Origin of the sequence: Enterococcus sp. AZ091 (genome assembly GCF_051714805.1) — a bacterium.
Classification (GTDB): domain Bacteria; phylum Bacillota; class Bacilli; order Lactobacillales; family Enterococcaceae; genus Enterococcus_D; species Enterococcus_D gallinarum.
The window spans coordinates 720,171-737,146 of sequence record NZ_JBIOSO010000001.1 but is presented as its reverse complement, the minus strand read 5'-3'; the positions used below and the strand labels follow the sequence as shown (position 1 = coordinate 737,146).

Sequence of the window (16,976 nt, the reverse complement as noted above, 5' to 3'; positions counted from 1 at the left end):
ATCACTCCTTTATATATTTATTTATCTGCTGGCGGAATAACAATTGATGAAATCCCTACAGCACTCGTATATGAACGATCGAATTTCCCGACGATCATCCCTTGCTCTGTGTTTTGTTCATACGTTTGGATTCGTCCATTTTCTAATCTACGAATCACTCCTGTATGACCATAGGTATCGTCAACTCCTCCTGGCCAACCAGCCCAAGGTGCACCACGTGCAATATTGATTATTGCTCCTACCTGTAACTGTTCATAGGTTGGATTCTTGATTACCGTCCAGCCGACAGCAGCCCAATCATAGGCAATACCAATATCACTAGCAGCGGCGGTACTTCCCACGCCAGTTAAATGACTCATCCCATATTGTGTACCTGCACCAAGACCACATCCACCCATATAACCAGAATACTCTGCGGATAGTCCATAACACTGACCATTGCCGATTCGTCTACCTAGTAGATCTTCTAGATGTTCCAGACCTCGATTGGTAGTCACACCATCGAAAGGAATATACGTTTTATCCGTCAGCTTCAGTGCATCGGCTTTTTCATTTCTGAACCGATTTTGAATCCCTTCGACATAAGCAGGCGCAACCATAGAAGCCGCGTTAGCGACAATATAATCACAGACTGTCGTAATAAATGCCGCATCATCCCACTGATTCGCAAATTGTTGCGTAATTCTGTTAAAGAAGCCATTTGAAACAGCGGCAGGATACCAGTTTTGAATCGAAGCAAGAATGCCAAGTGTTCCAAGCCATTTTTGGCCATCATTGAAATCAACGCCTGTACTTGCTTTCAATCCTTCGATTGCTGGTTTCAATTTTGTGCGACAGAAGTATTCGGCTTGCATTCTTGTAAATTGTTTATCATTCGCATTCCCATAAGCAGCCCATGAGTTGTTAAATTCAGTCGAGCCAACAGAACCCACTAAAGAACTTCGTGCATCCGGATAATATTTGGCCAACCACGCTAAGAAATTGTCCATCTCGTATACTTGCGTGAAAGAGTATTTCCCATAGTTCCAACCGGCGCCATCATCTAATGGCGGATGGTAATACCCAGAACTACGATCGCCCATTTCATATTTAGCAGTCAGTGCCAACACTCGAACAAAGACGTCCGATAACGTGCCACCCTCTCCTGGACCAGGACCACCATTTTGTCCAGGAATGACTTTCGAACCACCAATATACATTTCTTTCGCATCAACTCTACCTTTAAATTCAACATTTCCTTCAAAGACAACATTATCTTTGAAAGTGATTTTTCCTTCACCAAAAGTTCCTTTTCCATAGAAATTGTACAGTCGATTATCCGCTGTACTTTCTTCAGGAACTTGAAAAATCGGGGTAGATAATTTCTTATTGTTTTTACTTGCGGAGTTGATTGAGAATATATAACCAGGATCTTGCACTACTGCAAATCCGTTGATTACTCGACCACCACCATACGTAGCTGTAATTCTCCCCAGCTCTTCTCCATGAACATCGTCTAGTCCAGTTGATACGACTTGTTTTTCAAAGGCTACTTTTCCACCTTCCATCGCCACTTGGAAATCTTCATCATCCATCGTCTTCAACGCAACCCCTTGGACTAATATCCCGGATAGTATGCCAGCGCGTATGAAATCTGCATTCAATGTGCCATCAATCCCCCAAGCATTAACAAACGGGCCTAACCAACCTGTTCTAGAAAATCCTAATCCCTGATTATTAATAGCAATAACATCTTTAGCAGTATCTCTAGAATCGGTATCCATGTAGTAAGTAGTGTGTGGTTTATTCTTCGGATACTGTAAAACACTACCTCCCTCAACCCCATTGATTAGATTAGTTACGTAATCAACAAATTCAGACATATAGCCTTTCTTAGTCAAGGTTTTGATTGTTTCTTGTAGCTCATAACTTTGTTTCGTATAAAACGCCATCTGAGCATCACCCGCATAAATTTTTTTATTCTTTTCAGTTAATGAATCATAAACAACACTCGTGATTTTGGTATTGATATAAATATCATAGAGCTTGTGATAAACAGAAAAGGTGTCAAATAAACCGTAATTTCGGATTTTGGCAAACTCTTTTGCTTCTTCAGAATCTGTTAACTTTTCAATTTCTAACTCGATACTAACTTTTGGTTTGTCTGAGCCTGGGTTGATAGATTTAAAATAGTTTGCAGCAACTCGATTCAAACTAGCCAGATCCTTTACTCCTTGTTCCTCCGTAAATTGAACATGCTTAGCATAAACATCTGGATAGTTAGTCGCTAATTCTGACAACACTGCATTTCCATAAATACGGTTAGTCGTTCCATCCTCGCTATTTTGAATATCAGCATAGGGCAGCACCTTCGTTACAATATGAGACCAATCAAATTTGATTTTTAAGCCGTTTAAATCTTTGCCGTATCGGACAATACCGACATTGTCTCGGCCTCTTCTTCTCAGCAAAGATAGCTGGAATGGCTCTCTTTTGATTTCTCCACCCCAAAACTGCAACATGCTTCCTTGTTCACCGGAAATACAATTTAAAACGTTTCGAGCTTCGAACGATGTACTAGAGACTGTTTGAATATCCGAGTAAAGTTTAACATCACACGGTTCATCCATTCCCTTTTCAATGGCCATCATCGTCTCAGCGCCATTTTTAGAGTCAATTTCTACATGTCGAACTTCGCGATTTCCTAATTTATAGGTACGTGATTGCCCATAAATTAAGATTGTATTTGATATCGTGTCTTTATAGGTATTCTTGATCTCAAAGATATGATAGTCCTCTTGATCATTGGGTTTCGCTTTGATTTGATAACCATTTTCAAAATAATCAGAAAATCTACTGATTAATGGGTGCTCAATTTCCACTTCATATTTTCCGTTTGCTTCTTCTGTTACATCACAACGAGTAGTGTCGATCATGACTCCTAACCCATTATGGCTGAAATCTTTTTCCGTTGGTTTATAGATTCTTGGATTCAAATTTTAGTCCACCACCTTGGCATCAAATTAAATTCTTTTACATTTCCTTGCCATTTAATTGTGGTCAATCCGGTCGGCAATATAGGAAAATCTATAAACTTCGTTTTACTATCTTGCGATTCTAGAACACCATCAACAAGTCGATAAGACTCTTCAATCTGTGAATCAATGATTATCTCATTACCAATATTGACCAGTTCAAATTTGTCATTGTTGATCCAAAAAGAAATATCCCCCGAGCCCAAAATATGAATTTTAGGCTTGGAAGGATATCGCTCAATATTGTGTATCTTTTTTTTATTACTAAGCCATCTGAGCCCCGTTCTTGACTGTTTAAATGGACGTAGACTAATAGTAAACTCAAATGGTATCCAATTAGCATCTTTGTGTGTTCCACTAAATACAGGTGGTGTTACCACAATAGCTTGGTAAATATACTGTGCATCAAAACTGTAGGTAAAATCAGAGTAGTTTGACATATCTAGCCAAGCCCGAATACGATCCTCTAAATGTGATACATCATCTACATTATCCGCTTGTGCATTGCAAAGGATTTTCCATTCTACATTTTTGTAGTAAGCAAAATCCACAACAACCGAATCATTGCCCGGCCTAGGCTTGAGCTCTATAACACGTCCTGCAGAAAGGCGCTGTGGTCTAGAACGTAAATAAGTATTGAACCCTTCACTATCCAAGCCATTGATTTTAAACTGTCCTGGTCTAAATCCCACTTAATACGCCTCCTTTAGGTGCATCTTCTCTGTCTTTCAATTCCTTCATAATTTTCACAAGTTTTTTAGCCATATCCATCAATTGGAAATCTGTCAATTCACCTAGTGCTTGCAAAGTAATATTAAAGATATCACCTGATTTTCTATGTTCATTACTATTTGAAAAACCATCTGTAACAGCTTCCGAGTTCAACACATTCGGATTAATTTGATTTAAATCTACATTTGCTCCTAAACTACTTGTATTAAAAGTAAGTTGATTAACTGCATCATCCAGTGCGTTTTGGATCGAATCAGCTTCATCTTCTATCCCTTTCGCTACCCCCAAAGGAATCCATTTACCGACGTAATTACGAGCCCATTTTGATGGCGAATGAATATCAAATAAATCTACAAGCATATCCTTTATCCCACTACCCATATCACTAATGACTTTACCTACTCTTTTTACCCCAGATTGAAGACCTTCAATAAATCCATCGATTATATCTCGTCCTATTTTAAGTAAATCGATGTCTGCAAGATCGGAAAAAAATCCTTTAATCACATCAATTTTATCGGAAACAATTTCTGCTAGAGTTCCCATGACATTTGATAATGTTTTTAAAATTCCGTCTAATACAGATACAAAAATCTGTTGGATACCTTCCCATACTCGTGACCAATCACCTTTTATTGCGCCAGTAACAACTTTGATAATTCCTTGGATAACACCCATAATAGTCTCAATTACTATTTTAATCTGATTAAAAACACTAGTAATTATATTTAATATTGTATTGATAGTATCCGTAAAAACAGCTTTGATTAATGACCATATAACTTTTACTACAGCTAATAACGCTGATCCCCACATGTTAAAAAATGTTTGTATCATTGTTAAACCTGTAAGGACAATCATCTGTATAATCCCCCAAATAGTATCAAAAACTATTTGAATAGTAGTCCAAATGGTTTTAAAAATAAACAAAATAGTATTCTGATTTTCTTGCCACCAAGTGACAAATAAACCAAAGGCCGATTGTATATAATTAATTAACCCTGTAATTAGAGGTTGCAAAAATCCAACTATATTTGTCCACGTATTTATCACTCCATCACAGAATGTTTCATTTGTGTTGAACAGATAAATAAACGCACCAGCCAATGCCCCTATAAGGGTAATCACCCAGCCAACCGGTCCCATAAATCCCATTAACATAGAAATTGTGCCACCTAGACCGAGGTTAGATAAAGTTGTTGACAAAATTATAAAAGCAGTTTTTAATGATCCGATAGCAGTACTTATACTAGAAGCAATAGATAATCCCATCATGTATGTTTTAAATGTCAATATTGCTCCAGCTGCTGCTGAAATAATCGGAGCACCTTTTTCTAAAAGATCAATCACTCTGCTAAATTTATCCAAAAAAGTATCGACATCAATATCCAGTGATAATTCTGGAAAAATATCTGTTAAAACATTTTTGGCAGCTTTTCTCAACTCATCAGCTAACCCAAATATTAATTCTAATGCAGCATCAGCCAACAATGGTAAGTTATCAATTAATCCTTTTGCAATCGTTATAATTGCTTGGAGTGTTGCAGGAATAAGTGTAGGCAAAGCTTCCGTAAGTCCCGATGCTAATGCTGCAATCAAAACAACCGCCGCATCAATTAAAAGAGGTAAATTGTCAATGATTGCTTGAGTAATTGTCAAAAGCGCATCTACAGCTACTGGAATAAGATCAGGCAAGAGAGACATCAACTTTTCTAAGACTTTAGAGAATAAATCAGCAATTGTTTCAAGTAACGTTGGAAGTATCTCTTCTAAAGCCTTTGATAATCCATCAAAAGCTTTAGGTAAAGCTTGTATAACATTGTCTAATATAGGTGTCACATTCTTAACGACATATCCAAATTGTTCGATTAAATTGTCAAGCAATTTACCTATATCGGCATTAGAATTCCCCATACCGATCACTAAATTTTCCCAAGCAGATTTCATCCCTGCAATAGATCCACTGATAGTTTCAGTAGCTTCTTTAGCTGTAGTACCAGTAATACCCATCTCTGTTTGGATCACATGAATGGCTTCGGTCACATCAGCGAAATTAGAAAGATCATATTTTATCCCTGATAGCTTTTCAGCATCAGCCAACAAACGTTGCATTTCTTCTTTCGTGCCACCATAACCAAGTTTCAAATTATCAAGCATCGTATAATTTTGCTTCGCAAAACCTTGATAGGCATTTTGGATCATAGCGATGTTTGTACCCATTTTGTTTGCATTATCCGACATGTCTATTACAGCTTGATTGGCAACATCTGCTGCCTTTTGAGTATCGCCACCTAGCGATTGTAATAGACTAGCACTAAAACTTGTTACAGTTTCCATGTATTCGTTTGCCGATAATCCAGCGGTTCTAAAAGCTTCATCTGCATATTGTTGTACTTTTTTTGATGCCTTATCAAAAAGAGTGTCTACACCACCGACAAGCTGCTCATAGTCTGCATAAGCGGAAAGAATTTTTTTGCTTAATCCCACTACTGCAACACCAGCTGCACCTGCAGCAACTGCCATCCCTGTCCCGAGAACTTTAAGCCCACTGCCTAATTTATTAAAAACAGTTGTGGACTTTTTCGCTTTACCCGTTGTCTCATCAATCGCATCATTCGCTTTTTGATTGTCAGCATCGATGACCCCGAACATCTCAAAAACATTAAATGCCAAACCTATCACCTCCCATTGAATCAAGCATTGCAAGAGCATCTTTCGCTGCTTGTTGAGATTCTGTTTCTACTTGCTCCTTGGATTTTCCACTTTCAATAATTTTTTGTTTAAACTCATCAAAAGATTCAGTTCGCAAAGGATTAGATAAATAGATTTGCCACAAGCGATCCTCAAAATCCGTTTCAAACAATACAGCAAGAAAATCTGGGAAATCTTTCCATTTAATTGTAGACAACAAAAAAGAGACATCGTTATATCTCTTAAATAACGTGTCTCTAAACTTATTCATTCCGCCATAATTTTGAATTAAAAGAGCAATTCTAACGCTTCTCGTAATTCCGGCTTTAAGAAAAAATCTTTTACCAACAATCCATAAGTAACGATATTTGTTTTTCCAATCTCTTCCGGTGTTTTATCGGTCAAATCTGCTAACAAACTATTAAGCTCGACTTTAATTTCTCCAGAATGAGCTAATACAAATTTTGTCACTTTAGCTACAAAATCAAAACTTTGACTAGAAATCTCCTTTTGAATAGATTTGACCTGATCTGTTAAGGATTCTTGTTCAGATCCTGATTTGTTACTTGCAACAAGCGCTAAACCTTGTGCTTGTTGAGATTGGATCTTAGCAGCATCTTTTTGCTTTAAAAAATCAGTTACTAACTCAGTAACGTTTAAAATATTGATAATTTCAATCACCTTAAAAACGTCATCCGCTTGTAATTCACGCATTTTATAACCGATTAATCGTTCTTTGATTTTATTATTTTTTTCGGCTTTTTTGATTTCAGCAGCCTTTTCTTCGACTTCCCGTTTATTATTCATTTATACTATCCTCTCTGATTAAGATAAAGTAATAATCGCACCATCAGCTGTTGGTGTTATATCACCAATTGACGGAGGTTCTACTTCCTTCGGCTCATCCAAATTCCCCGTATTTTCTTTTGGCATTAATATCTTGATAGGTAATGATGTAGTCGTAACGTCATCCATAGGTGTACGAGCTGCAAAAGTCAAAGGATATACTGCCTCCGCCTTATCTTTTACTTCTACTTCTAATCCGGATGTGCAAATTGCATAATCCATAATGATAATGATTGGCTTATCAGATCCACTAATCGTACCAATATACCCGAGATTTTCAATGTAATCAGTCGTTTCAATTTTTTGTTTTGGTGTAATTACATCATATCCTTCAGGATAATCAGTACCGTCAGAATCTTCTACATCTGCAAAAAGAGCTATTTTAATATTATCACGAGTGTGTTCGATAACATTTATTTCAAAAGTTCCTTCACTCGATTCGATCATATCGCCGCCGACCGGTGTTGCAAACACACCATCAACTTCAACTTGTCTCAAATTATTTTTAAGTGATAGTTTAGATCCGCCACTTGTTGCTCCTAATAAATCATAGGACCATTTACTTTCTCCACTATCCCACGTTAAGTTTTTAACTAATGCTCCAGCATTAAGTAGATAACGTTTTGGTGTATCAGCTGTATAGCCACTTTTAGGCAATGTTTCACTCGTAATCGCCATTTTATATCCTCCAATCAAATTTTGCGTATAATCTTATATTTCTTCTTTGTAATGTGTCCGATCCGGTCGGAACATCATTATCAGCGCTATACTCTATTTGCGCTAAAAATTTATCAGTCAATTGATAAAAAGGCCCATCGTTAAATAATGCCATCATCTCTGACAGAACCTTCTCAATGGCCACATCACTGGTACTGCTATTAAATATATCAATATCAATGTAAAACCCTTGCCCTGAAAAATGAGTAGGCTCTCCGGTAAGTGTAAAAGTTTGATATGGATATATAACCGTTTTGCTTTTGTTTTTGAGATAATGTGTTTCCGGGACGATCTCGCTGAAAAGTCCCGTTAAATAGTTGATTACATCAATTCGTTGACTCATCAGCTAGATCCCTCCGAATATTTCTTTCGCTAAAGCTTCTATTTCTGATTTCTTTTGCCTAAAAGCAGGTCGCAAATATGGTTGCGGTTCTTGTCCCCAGGTGAAGAACCACTCACCACTAGGATCTTGATAGACCCAACCACCTTTTCTACCGTTGCCATTCTCGGCAAATTCACCAGTCCCAAATTCTACATAAATTGCATACTCAACATTTGTACCAACATAACCGATCAATTCATCCTCATCGACAAAATGATCAATAGAATTCCTTAATCTAGCGGTTTGTACTGCGGCCAAAGAAACAGCTTGTCCCTCTACTAACAAACATGCTTGAAAAAGCCATCTAATTGTAGCTTCTCTCAAAACTTTTTTAGCTTCATCGGAATGATCAATAAATTTCATCAAACCCACCGCTTACAATAGATTTCATAATGATCATCTAATTCCATCACATTATCAACAAACGTAATTTCGTACGTGATATCTGTACGTGGATTATAAATCATATCATTAGACTTGATTAAAAAACTCGTATCTTTTGTCAAAAAAACATGGCTAGAGGTTGCTAGTAAACTGTTTTGATGTTGCTGTTCATCAGATCCAGTCAAAAGATCTAGATAACCCCAGCAAGTGTGGACAGTATGCCAAGCGTAAATTGATCGATTGAGTTCATCTTTTTCATTGGTATCTACTTCACGCTTAATTTCAAAAAGATACACTTTACCACCTCATTTTGCGGTATTTATCAATAAATGACATTAACGCAGCTGGATAACCAGCTATCATTTCAGCGCTATTTTGATCAAAGTAAGTTTCCGACATCCGAGACACCGTTTTAGATTTTAATCCAATTGTATTTGCTGTCTTAGCATCATATTTAAGTAATTTCATCACACCTAACAAGATATCAGATGGATACTCAATTTTAGTGATAAATGCCGCTTCATCGTGACCTGTGAATAATCTTGCATTATCTTGTACCGTAAGTACATTATCATCTATTCCGGTGATAACATACAGTCCGTTATTCCATTTACTCCCGGATACTTGGATAGTATCACCAACTGATAAACCTTCTAATTCATCAACAACAATCATATTATCAGATATAAAATCTATCCCTAAGAATCTTATCGTTTGATTTTGGAAATTATTGTTTGTTTCTGCTCTAATAGATTGCTCAATGCCATCTAAATATGCTTGTGTAATATCTGGATAAATTACTTGCGCTTCTTCTAAAGAGATAATCATTGTTAACTCCTTCTAAGTTTAAGGGATAGCTGCAAATCTATCCCTTAAATCTATTTTTATTAAGTTTCTGGAGCACCAGCAGTAAAGGTCGTATCCAATCGTGGACTTGCCCCATTTGCATTTAGTGCTTCCACACCAAATACGTATTGTACGCCATTTTCCATCGTACCAAATCCTCCAGTTAGCTCTGTGACGGTGGTTGATTTCGCAGCGCTCCAGTCTTCAGAAACTTTCTTCGTATAGATTTTGTATCCTGTTACGCCTTCTTCTGTTGCTGTTGGAGATGGGGTAATTACATAGTCCATTCCTTTGTCCTTAGGTGTAATTTTTACAGTCGGTTTTGTAGGTAATTTTAGGGTTGTAAATCCTTTAAGATCTACTTTTTTCGATTCTTTTTCTCCTCGAACACGTGTTGCTTGATAATCTCCTTCCGCAACCGTTGTTCCAGAAGCAAGCCCTGTGAGTTTCACAGGTGAAACACTTTCTGCTACTTTTGAGCCATCTGCTTTTTTATACACTCGAAATTGATCTGCCATCGTTTTTCCTCCTTGTCTAATTTCCTAATATTCCTTTTACAAAGGTTGTAATTTTTGTACCGATTAGATTGTATCCATAGTTATTGACATGATATTGATTTTGCCCTGCGGCTACATTATCAACAAACAGTGCCGAACGAGTAATCTTATTAATTCCCGATTCGTTATGCAAATCAATATAGGGAATCGCATATAATTTAGCGATCTCTTTCGTTACGTTAATGTATGTTTCTGGCATCGGAACACCTGAACGATTCCAAACCTGATAAGGCAAAATAATCCCTATCTTCATTTTTGGAAACCTAGTAACCACATCTTCAATCATCGATTGATAATTTCCTGCCATCGTTTTTAAATCAAACGTTCCACCAATCTCGGCTATTTGGCCGACAGGAATGTTTCCATTGAAATCATTTACACCTGCATAAAATGTCACCATTTCATACCCAGTAAAATCAAATGCTTTACTACGTGCTGCAATCTGTGCAGTTGTATTTCCTGCAATTCCTTGATTCTCAACAGTTCCCCCAAGGGCATTACGTAAATAGGTTTCATATCCTTGCATCACAACCCCTGCCCATTCTTTTAACACAGTGCTAGGCATTGCGTGACTATCATAATACGTAATCGAATCCCCGAAACAAACCATTTTCTTCCCGACTAATGCTGGTAAACTCACTTTTTCCGACTCCTTTGTTCCTCTTACTCGGCTCACGCTCAACGGACCTAAAAAGCCCATTTGATTGCGTAGACTATTTAAAAATGTCAAAGGAGAATCACCCTCTAATAGCAGTTGTTCCCCTTGATAGATTCTGAATTTATCTGCCATATCAATCACCTATTAAGACAATTCAATCGTTGCTCCATCTCCCGTTGGAGTGATTGTTCCAACAACTGGTACTGGCACCTCTTCAGCTGTATCAGTTCCTTTTTTGACAATAAAATCAACTAAGCAGTCTTTTTGAACTACTTTACTTCCCCAAACAGTTAACCCTTTAACCGCATCAGAAAAGTTCTTTTCAGGTCGGTAAGCTTCCATTTCTACAATTTGATTAGCAAATGTTGTCGCTTGATCAGTGCCAGCAGGGCAATGAGTTACACCTCGGCTGCCAGATCTCAGGTTATTAGATGCCAAAAGCTCAAACCGTCCAACACGAGCCCCTTCTACAACGCCGTTAGCTAAAATGTTTAAATCTTTTGTAAAACGAGGATCTTTTGCAAGCATTCCTAAATACCAATGTGGCAAAGCGATTTTACGGCCAGCTTTAGGCACATTTTTTTCATCTAAAGTAACACTTAAATCAACCAGTTTGTCATAAGCATTACTTACTGTGATTTCGATTGGTGCTGATACAGTTCCCACTTTATTAGTAGCTCCAGAAACCATCAATGAAAAAACGTGCTGATCGATAATATCAGCCATTGCATAAGAGGCGCGTTCCATCGATTTATCAAGAAGATTGACATTGGCTTGCGCTTTGTCAACATCCTTAACCATAAAATGAAAGTATTTTGCCTGATCAATCGTTAAAGTGTGTTGCGTCGAACCAATTTCTTCCGGATTATCAATATCCGCACCTGTATAATCCTTGATCGTAATATTACCCAATTGATTAATTTGAACAGTGTCACCGAAAGCGGTAATTTCTCCTTCGTAGTCTCGGTTAACAAATTGCAACGCAACAAGGCTTTTATCAAGATTGGCCAGCAAACGTGCGCTCCAAATTGTCGGAATAAAGTTTTTAAAAGTACTAACTCCTAATGTCATTATTTATTCTCTCCTTGTGATAGGGCTGCGCTAACTGCATCCCAGTTATTATTAATTTGTTCAGTTGTCATTTTAGATATTTCTTCCAGTGTGTATGATGGTGTCTGTTTTCCATCACCCGGTTTAGGATTTAAGCTTTTGAATTTATCTAAAGGATTAGAGTTGTTTTTATCGTCTTTTTTATCAAAATAATCAGGTATATTGCTTTGTAGATCCTTGATTTTATTCGATAAATCTTTAACATTTCCATCTTTGTCCAATTCCAATTCGCCTAATTTGAACGTAGCGTATTCAATATCTTTTGCGCCTGCATCACGTAATGCAGACGACACTTGTTGATTAATTACAAGCTGTTTATTCTCATTCTCTAACCGTTCGGCTTTAGCTTTATAATCATCAAGTTCTTTTTGGATATCTGGGCTATCTTTCGTTTTATTTTCCAAATTTTTGATAGTCGATTTAGCTTCTTTTAAACTATCCGCTACATTATTGTATTTGTCCTTAGGCACAGCATTATTGGGAAATTCTTGATCAATCTCTTTATTTGCTGCAACTAAATCAATCGTTCCGTCCTCCTTAGTATGTTTTGATAAAATTGTCTGTATCCATTCCATTTTTTGCTCCTCCTATACCTGTTTATAGCGGTTGGTCCCGCTTAGGATTTCCGGTTATACTGCCGGATACAGTACTGGTGCTTTTAACGTCATCCCAAGACAAAATAAAAAAGGACTAAGCAATTAGCTAAATCCTTTTGTTACCAATTTTTATAAAATAATTCCGCACCATTTTTCTGATAGTGCTCTACTGTTTGCTTTAGGTTAGATAATGTATGACTAAGCATAGAAATTTGTAAAATTGTACTGCTATAAGATCGCTCTATATTAACTAATACATAATTCCCATTCCATACTGGCTTAACCTCTGTACTTATGACACTTCCATTTGCATCTGTGCGTTCATCTTTAACCATATAACGATTATTTTCTTCTTCAATCGCTTTCTTGTACACTTCCGCAAGCTCTTCATTGACCTGCAAAGTTAAAATAGCTTCATAAAAACCTTTCATGTTATTTGTCCTTTCTTGCTGTCCAGCCATTCTTGATAATTCTTATAGTCAAAAACCTCACCGGATACATTATCACGCCTCAGCTTTGGTTCATAACCTTTTATAACACTGATTGTTCGACATCTACAGTTGCAATCTTCGCTTGCAATTCCAAACATATGAGGTTGTAATGTCTTCAATCCACCTACCTCAAAGTAATCATCAATTTCGCGGATTTGGCCATCTAGCTTTCGGTGATTATTACGAGTATCTCCATCTAATGTTGATACCCACTTTTTATTTACTTTGATACCTAGCTCTTTTGCGTGTTGCTGTGATTGTTGACGAGTAATACTTGTGACACGCCCCGACTCTGTTCGAGCAATATTCATCGCTCTTCGATAATTAGCACCGCCAATTTCAGCAATTTGAGCAGCCATTTTTTGAGTTGGCCACCCCTTGCTAAAACCTCTTGTAAGCACTCTGTTTAGGTTTTTCTTCATTTTGGTGCAATTACCCTTCAATCTTGTTGAAAGCTTCCTAGAAGCAACAGGAGTGTTAATTATCGCGCTTATTTGCTTATCAGTTATCATTGTAAATGATAATAAAATCTCCTCGTACATCTCGAAATCATAAAAAATTTCATTAAATGCAAGTTGCCCATCGTACTTTAGAAAAGCGTATAGCTTATCTTTTTGATTTGTTTCAAGTGAATTTGCTTTAGCATACATCTGACTTCGAATAGCTTCTAAGCGTTCTTTTTGTAGCTTTTTGCTAAATTTATCATCTTTTTCAATTTGTTTTGACAGATCAATAATCTCTTTTGTGATTTCATTTACTAAATCCTTGTACAGCTTTCTTAGCTCAATGCTAATATCTGATTCTGACTTATTGAGTAGTGATTCGATCTCCTTCTGATACTTCGACATTCGGGATCACATCCTCTTCATAGTCTTGCTCATCTAATCTTTGTTTAACCTCATCAAATTCAAACTCTAAGATCTCACATATTCGTTCAAGTACTGATTCATCGTCCAATCTAGTCGCCGCATTTAAAAGATTATCAATTTCAATCTGTTTGCTTTCTACTTTAACTTTTTCGATATCGGCGACTTCCTTTTCGTCAACCATCGTTGACCGAGTGATAATTATTTCGAGATCATCCGTGGTATAAGCTTTATTAAATCGGCGATTAATATCAGCAATAATCAGCTTTAACATTTGCTTTAGCAGTTTTTTAAGTCTAATCTCAGCTTTGTTGCATTTGAGATCTAATAAAGTATACCGAGACTGGATAACAACATTTGTCACATTACCATCACCAACTTGGGAAGAATCAAAGCCCATCCCAAATTTATAAATTCCTTCTTTATCCACTTTTAACTTTTCTTTTCTAGCTTCAACCGGTATATTGACCGTGTGTACCTCAATTCCTCCATTTTCTCCTGTTCCGACAGCTCCCCTAGAACGTAAATTATTGATCAAATGCTCGTAATTATCACCATTAAATCCTTTTACAGCAAAAAAAGGCTGATCGTAGTCTTGTAAATTATTAGATAGAGAACATGCCATTAGATCATAATCATCAATCAACGCTTTGATTGGTTCGAGATCTGTTGTGCGATATTTGTTGTTGTCATATCGCAAAAAAGGAATAAAATCATCAATGCCTAGCGCAGCACCTAATGATTGACCATAAACATTATTTGTCTCTTTATCAATCATCGTATTGTAATATGTCGGATTAATTTCATAAGATCGATCAATTTGATAAGCTTGGTTATCATTAGACACAAAGTAATAGACTTTTTCGCTGTCCCATAACTCTGCTTTGGTCACTTTGACCGCCTTATCGTCTTTGTAAATTTCAGAATCATAGTACCGGATAATTGCGATTAATTGATTGTTATCATCATAGATCATAACTACTTTGAGACTATCAGCGACTGCAAAAGATACCCTTTCATCATTTAACTTAACATAGACAAACTCATACCCTTTTTGATTCCCACCATCGACAACTTCTTGCAATAAAAGCTGAAACTCTTCATCCACATATTCATCAAGATATTTTTGTAGGCCTTCTTGCTCGGTTATTATTTCCACCGGATTAGATAACAAATACTGCGTTTTTTGATCAGACAACTCAGTAAAATAGGAATGAGGGATTTTAATATTTGATCGCGCAGTTTCTTCGTGAACCTTGCCTTCATTATCAACATAAAAAAATCGGAGTTTTTCAATGTCGTGCTGATGTTTATAGTAATTAATACCAGTACGCATCTTTTCTTTATACGACGAACTCCTATCGTTATCGATCACTTGTTTAATAGCATTTGCTAATGTTGCAATATCTTCTGATTTAAACTTGTTAGGATTCAAATTATCTTCTCCTTTCGTTAATATAGCCATCCGTTTTGAGATTTCATAAACGGCTCTAATGCATATCTTAGCGCATCAATAATATGATTATTTGCATCAACTGGTTTGTTAAGCCATTTCCCATTTTTATCTTGTTGGTAAACATACGTGTTAAATTCTTCTAGTGTTTTTACACAAGACGGATGTATGTAAATTTTTAGACCTTGCATGAAAATTATTCCATGTTCTACCGAGTCCTTACCTTTTACTGCTCCTGTGATTCTGCTGATACCGCGGTTTTTTAGTTCCGCAATCATTTGAGGACTTGCACTGTCGGCTCTAATTATTGCTTTTGTAAGCTCTCTTTTCTCGATTTCTTTGATTAAATCATTTATAAGAAGTCCCTTTTTATATAATTCGTCATATACCCATAATTCTTGATTTTTTTCGTCATATATCGCACTTGGCAATGTCGTCGGATCATTTGTAAAACCAAAGTCCATGCCATGTATAGTCCGACCAACTTCATTTTTTTTGGATTCAATGTTAAAATCCTTAACTTCATAGCAACCGTCGAAAACTAATCCTTCGGCAATTCCCCAGTCACCATCACAAACAACAACTGCCCGTCTTGGGTTCGTTCTGTATAGGTCCAAATACCTGTTTCTATCCTGGTCATCTAACCATTCGTTATCTCTAAAAGTAGTTGTGTCATAAAATACATCTTTATATCTTGTTTCATCATCAAAAAAAGCTCCTTTTAACCACGAATGCTCGCTCCATGGATTAAAAGTGACTGTGATTTGTTTATAAAAGTCTGGGGCATCATACGCACCACGTATAGATTCAACGACTGTATCAAACTTCGCTTGATTTTCAATTTGATAAGCTTCCTCAAACCAAGCCCAACAAAGAACACCAACATCTACTGTAATAGATGTGATCTTTAGTTCGTCATCTAAACCGCGAAAAAGAATTTTTTGGCCTGTGGCTTTAACCGTAATTTCTGGCAGTGATTCGTTGAATTTAAATAAATCGGTCACTTTAAGTCGATTTGTCGCCCACTTGAAATCAGTATAAGTTGATTGATTGTTTGTGTTCGAAAAACGACGTACAACTAATATATTAGCCCACGGATATTTTAAAATATCATGTATATAACAAAGAGCTGTTGATTTTGATTTTTTACTACCACGTGATCCTTTTACTACCCGATAAAAATTTTTACTATGAAAAAAACGATTGTATCCCTTGCCTAATGTCTTTGACATGGATACTCTTACATTAGTCATCGTCATCAAGCGGCACATCATCCACAAAAGTAACTGATTTGATATCTATCTCCTGCTTGTTTGTTGGCATAAATCCACCACGATCTAGGATGTCTTTTGCAGCATTAAATCGGACCATTTCAGATTTTGCATTCAGTAAATTTAACATTGTTTTCAATGCTTTCCCTGATGATTTGCTCATAATTACCTTCACATAATCATCATAAGCACGCGTAAAATTTTCGTCCTTCATCCAATTGTACAAAGTCTGCTCACTTATTTTTAGTTCTTGAGCGATTTCTTGTCGCTTCAAAGAACCTTCAAATAGTAATTGTATAGCCATTTCATGCTTCTTAGTCAGTTTCAAAAAATCGCCCCCAAACTAAAAAAAACTAAAACAA

General features: G+C 36.7%; 19 protein-coding genes. All 19 read right to left on the bottom strand.

Going from position 1 to position 16,976, the window contains the following annotated elements; all coding sequences use genetic code 11:
- Positions 1–17: 17 nt before the first annotated feature.
- Positions 18–2,915, bottom strand: a complete 2,898-nt coding sequence (locus IGJ28_RS03825; protein ID WP_438845427.1) for a phage tail spike protein — start codon at positions 2,913–2,915, stop codon at positions 18–20.
- Positions 2,916–2,971: 56 nt separating this feature from the next.
- Positions 2,972–3,706 (bottom strand): phage tail protein, encoded by a 735-nt coding sequence (locus tag IGJ28_RS03820; protein WP_438845185.1) that lies wholly within the window; start codon positions 3,704–3,706, stop codon positions 2,972–2,974.
- Entirely contained in the window at positions 3,696–6,419 is a 2,724-nt protein-coding gene (locus tag IGJ28_RS03815; RefSeq protein WP_438845184.1) for a phage tail protein, read from the bottom strand. Before IGJ28_RS03815 ends, IGJ28_RS03820 begins: the two co-directional genes overlap by 11 nt.
- A complete protein-coding gene (locus IGJ28_RS03810) occupies positions 6,409–6,654 on the bottom strand; it encodes a hypothetical protein (RefSeq protein WP_438845183.1) in 246 nt (81 codons plus the stop codon). Before IGJ28_RS03810 ends, IGJ28_RS03815 begins: the two co-directional genes overlap by 11 nt.
- Before the next feature lie 71 nt (positions 6,655–6,725).
- Positions 6,726–7,244 (bottom strand): hypothetical protein, encoded by a 519-nt coding sequence (locus tag IGJ28_RS03805; RefSeq protein WP_438845182.1) that lies wholly within the window; start codon positions 7,242–7,244, stop codon positions 6,726–6,728.
- Positions 7,245–7,262: 18 nt separating this feature from the next.
- The gene (locus IGJ28_RS03800) at positions 7,263–7,961 is read right to left on the bottom strand and encodes a hypothetical protein (RefSeq protein ID WP_317738668.1); all 699 of its coding nucleotides are present in this window, start codon (positions 7,959–7,961) and stop codon (positions 7,263–7,265) included.
- Between the two features lies 1 nt (position 7,962).
- A complete protein-coding gene (locus IGJ28_RS03795; RefSeq protein ID WP_438845181.1) occupies positions 7,963–8,343 on the bottom strand; it encodes a hypothetical protein in 381 nt (126 codons plus the stop codon).
- A 3-nt stretch (positions 8,344–8,346) separates the two neighbouring features.
- Complete coding sequence (locus tag IGJ28_RS03790; RefSeq protein ID WP_438845180.1) at positions 8,347–8,745, bottom strand: HK97-gp10 family putative phage morphogenesis protein; 399 nt, start codon at positions 8,743–8,745, stop codon at positions 8,347–8,349.
- Positions 8,745–9,062, bottom strand: coding sequence for a phage head-tail adapter protein (locus IGJ28_RS03785; protein ID WP_438845179.1), 318 nt, complete (start codon positions 9,060–9,062; stop codon positions 8,745–8,747). Before IGJ28_RS03785 ends, IGJ28_RS03790 begins: the two co-directional genes overlap by 1 nt.
- Before the next feature lies 1 nt (position 9,063).
- Complete coding sequence (locus tag IGJ28_RS03780; RefSeq protein ID WP_438845178.1) at positions 9,064–9,594, bottom strand: hypothetical protein; 531 nt, start codon at positions 9,592–9,594, stop codon at positions 9,064–9,066.
- A gap of 59 nt (positions 9,595–9,653) precedes the next feature.
- Positions 9,654–10,130, bottom strand: a complete 477-nt coding sequence (locus tag IGJ28_RS03775; protein WP_438845177.1) for a hypothetical protein — start codon at positions 10,128–10,130, stop codon at positions 9,654–9,656.
- Between the two features lie 16 nt (positions 10,131–10,146).
- On the bottom strand, positions 10,147–10,959 hold the full coding sequence (locus IGJ28_RS03770; protein WP_438845176.1) for an SGNH/GDSL hydrolase family protein: 813 nt from the start codon (positions 10,957–10,959) through the stop codon (positions 10,147–10,149).
- Between the two features lie 12 nt (positions 10,960–10,971).
- Entirely contained in the window at positions 10,972–11,898 is a 927-nt protein-coding gene (locus IGJ28_RS03765; protein WP_438845175.1) for a P22 coat protein - protein 5 domain protein, read from the bottom strand.
- Entirely contained in the window at positions 11,898–12,512 is a 615-nt protein-coding gene (locus IGJ28_RS03760) for a phage scaffolding protein (protein ID WP_317738660.1), read from the bottom strand. Before IGJ28_RS03760 ends, IGJ28_RS03765 begins: the two co-directional genes overlap by 1 nt.
- A 140-nt stretch (positions 12,513–12,652) precedes the next feature.
- Positions 12,653–12,994 (bottom strand): hypothetical protein, encoded by a 342-nt coding sequence (locus IGJ28_RS03755; RefSeq protein ID WP_438845174.1) that lies wholly within the window; start codon positions 12,992–12,994, stop codon positions 12,653–12,655.
- The gene (locus IGJ28_RS03750) at positions 12,961–13,872 is read right to left on the bottom strand and encodes a phage minor head protein (protein WP_438845173.1); all 912 of its coding nucleotides are present in this window, start codon (positions 13,870–13,872) and stop codon (positions 12,961–12,963) included. Before IGJ28_RS03750 ends, IGJ28_RS03755 begins: the two co-directional genes overlap by 34 nt.
- Positions 13,832–15,355 carry a phage portal protein gene (locus IGJ28_RS03745; RefSeq protein WP_438845172.1) on the bottom strand — a complete coding sequence of 508 codons (1,524 nt, stop codon included), beginning with the start codon at positions 15,353–15,355 and terminating at the stop codon, positions 13,832–13,834. Before IGJ28_RS03745 ends, IGJ28_RS03750 begins: the two co-directional genes overlap by 41 nt.
- The gene (locus IGJ28_RS03740) at positions 15,343–16,596 is read right to left on the bottom strand and encodes a PBSX family phage terminase large subunit (protein ID WP_438845426.1); all 1,254 of its coding nucleotides are present in this window, start codon (positions 16,594–16,596) and stop codon (positions 15,343–15,345) included. Before IGJ28_RS03740 ends, IGJ28_RS03745 begins: the two co-directional genes overlap by 13 nt.
- Complete coding sequence (locus tag IGJ28_RS03735) at positions 16,589–16,942, bottom strand: phBC6A51 family helix-turn-helix protein (protein WP_438845171.1); 354 nt, start codon at positions 16,940–16,942, stop codon at positions 16,589–16,591. Before IGJ28_RS03735 ends, IGJ28_RS03740 begins: the two co-directional genes overlap by 8 nt.
- Positions 16,943–16,976 lie beyond the last annotated feature (34 nt).